At 47.3% G+C, this 2,770-nt stretch carries 3 protein-coding genes; all 3 read right to left on the bottom strand.

Going from position 1 to position 2,770, the window contains the following annotated elements; genetic code table 11:
- Positions 1–260 (bottom strand): hypothetical protein (locus V3S16_RS05670; protein WP_413883706.1); only part of this gene is annotated, 260 nt, incomplete at its 3' end.
- 299 nt (positions 261–559) lie between these two features.
- Positions 560–1,759: an NrfD/PsrC family molybdoenzyme membrane anchor subunit gene (gene nrfD / locus V3S16_RS05675; RefSeq protein WP_413883707.1), complete on the bottom strand. Its 1,200-nt coding sequence runs from the start codon at positions 1,757–1,759 to the stop codon at positions 560–562.
- The gene (locus V3S16_RS05680) at positions 1,759–2,649 is read right to left on the bottom strand and encodes a 4Fe-4S dicluster domain-containing protein (RefSeq protein ID WP_413883708.1); all 891 of its coding nucleotides are present in this window, start codon (positions 2,647–2,649) and stop codon (positions 1,759–1,761) included. Before V3S16_RS05680 ends, nrfD begins: the two co-directional genes overlap by 1 nt.
- Positions 2,650–2,770 lie beyond the last annotated feature (121 nt).

Consider the following 2,770-nt stretch of genomic DNA (forward strand, 5'->3'; position numbering starts at 1 on the left):
AATACGCGAACGCGGTCTATGCTCTCCTGCTTGCCGATGCGGCGGATGCTCTCATGGATCCGCTCTCGATCGTTGCGCAGCATGTCGTATTCGGTGTCCGACTTGACGGCTTCGCTGAGCTGATTCGCATGCCGCTCCACTTCCATGAGCAGGCTCTTTCTTTCGGATTGGATATTGAAGTAAGCGAAAACACCAATCGCCAAAAGGACCGTCAGTACGACACCGAAGGTCAGCTTAAAACCTATTTTCCTACCGAGCATATATCACCTGCTACGGATTCAAACGCCTCCTATCCGCCTGTTTCCCGGGACCGCCTCGTGGCAACGGCTTATCCGCATGGCACTCCTTGTAGGAGAGTGCCGCGGCGGAGAAGCCGAAAACCCTTTCAAGAGTGTTTATCAATGTAAATCTTTCCGTTTTTTCACCCGCGGCGAAAGATATCGGATCAAATAGATAAACAGCACCCAAAAACACAACAAAATCAGGTACTCAAGACCTTTCGTTTCAAAAATATTTACATAAGTAAATGAATCCATTTCAATTCCTTATTTTCATTGTCCTAATGAGTCGAGTTAAACACCGGCATACGGGTGACAATCCACCGGAATATCCAAACCTCAGCAAAAATAATCATCAGCGTTACCACAATTTCCTGCCAGGACGGGTAGTAATGTACTTCCGCATACCATTTGAAACTGATGATGGAAACGTTAAGCCGATTGAGCACGATGCCAATCAAGGCCATAACAGAGGCGATTTTGATTATGTTTAAACTTCTGTTCCTGAAACCAAAGGCAAACATAAAACCTGGAACCAATACGAAACCAAGCACTTCTACCAGATACCAGTAGCCCCAAACATCGTTAACCAAATCCCATTGCTTGCCGTGAATGAAAACCAGTGCTTTCAAAAAATAATAGACAAACATGGTGATTGCCGCGCCTTTTGCCAATCCAAGAATGATGTCGTCAAAAGAATGATGGCTCTTAGGGTCGATGAGATCCTTAAAAATTCTATGGCTTATGGTTCCTTCGAAGATAATCATGGCCAATCCCGCATAAATGCTGGAGACAAAAAACAGGATCGGGATAAATTCCGACCACCACAGCGGATGAATTTTGGGTTTGGCCATGAGAAACAATGCCCCGAGGCCTGATTGATGCAGCAGCGATAATGTTATTCCTAAAATAACCGTAACGAGGGTAAGGCTCTTGAGAATCTTGCGTGCTTTTTCCCACTGCGCCCATTCCGCGATGACCGGAGAGAACTCGATGAATGCGGCAACCATGTAAAGCAAGAAATGCCAGCAAATCAGAAACATAACGGAACTGAAGCCGAACGAATTGCCAATGTAGGGATTTAAGGCATGCCATGGTCGCCCGATATCAAACAACAGGGCGCCGGCATAAAAAATATAGGCCAGCAATCCGTTCAAAATAGTGACACGCACAATGGAGTAATATTTTTCCACTTTCATGACGTAAACGACAAACGTGATGACGTAGGCCCCACCCGCAAGAGCAACACCGGTTATCACATCGAAACCGAGCCAGAAGCCCCAGGGAAATTCCTGCGAGAGATTGGTCACCGAGCCGAGACCGTAGACGAAGCGGAAATACAAAATGACCAGTCCGGTTAGAATGACCGGAATTGAGATAACATTAAACGGCGTTAGCCATTTGCCGCGTGGTTTCATCTCCTGGATCAAGAATCGTATGAAGCTGCCAGATTCCCGGGTGGCACTGACATTGTTGCTCATCACTTGCCCCCCTCATTATCAGAATCAAATTCAATCTCGCCTTCTATATTCGGCTTGTTATTACCTGCAAGTGCATTGAGTCCTAACAAAAAGGCCGGCACGCCGAAAAGAATCATAGGGACAGCGTAGAGGAATTCTTTTGTGTACTCCGGATAGGGTGTATTACCAAGGTCAGTTCTAAACCCTATTTGGTCAAAAGGTACAGCCGACAAATAAATGTATCCGGTTCCACCGACTTCATGCTCGCCGTAAATATGGTGTACATATTTGTCCGGATGGCTGTAGATCCGATGCCTGGCAACTTCCAGATTGTTTATGCGGGTGCCGAACATGAGCGTGTCTGTAGGACATGCCGTGACGCAGGCCGGTTTTTGCCCTGCTTCGAGGCGTTCAAAGCACATGGTGCATTTCTGGATTTTCGGGTTCCATTCATGGTACTCAAATTTTGGTATATCAAAGGGGCAGGAAGTCATGCAGTAGCGGCAACCAATACACTTATCTCCATCCCAGATTACCGGCCCTTTCATCGTTTGATTCATCGCTTCCGTGGGACAGGCGGAGGCACAAGCAGCCTGGTAGCAGTGCATACATTGTTTTTTGACAAATACATCGCCCTTTTCCGTCTCAAATTTATTGACGACCATCCATTGCTTGTCACTCGTATCCCTGTGCTTTTCAAGCGCCCCATCGTTAAGCACGTCGGGGACAAACAGGTCATGCTCTTCACCACATGCAACTTCGCATGCCCTGCAGCCGATACAGCGGGTCGTATCCACTAAAACCCCTACAAACTCCTCTGGTTTGCGTATCTCCTGAGCACATAGCCCATTGCCTGCTAAAGCGGCGCTACCGGCGACCAGCGTCGTTTTTAGAAAACCTCGTCTATCCATGCTGTCTCCTTAACTCTGCCAGCATTTGGAACCCTGTGAGAGTTTCACGATCTCCAACGACAACCCCAGTTATTTCTCTTCCTTCACATGACATGTACTGCACCCTTCGCTTGCCTTTACA

The organism is Candidatus Desulfatibia sp., assembly GCF_036446775.1.
Taxonomy (GTDB): domain Bacteria; phylum Desulfobacterota; class Desulfobacteria; order Desulfobacterales; family UBA11574; genus Desulfatibia_A.

Coding starts and splice junctions, on each gene's coding strand:
- nrfD (WP_413883707.1), bottom strand. CDS start 1,759: ATGAGCAACAATGTCAGTGCCACCCGGGAATCTGGCAGCTTCATACGA.
- V3S16_RS05680 (WP_413883708.1), bottom strand. CDS start 2,649: ATGGATAGACGAGGTTTTCTAAAAACGACGCTGGTCGCCGGTAGCGCC.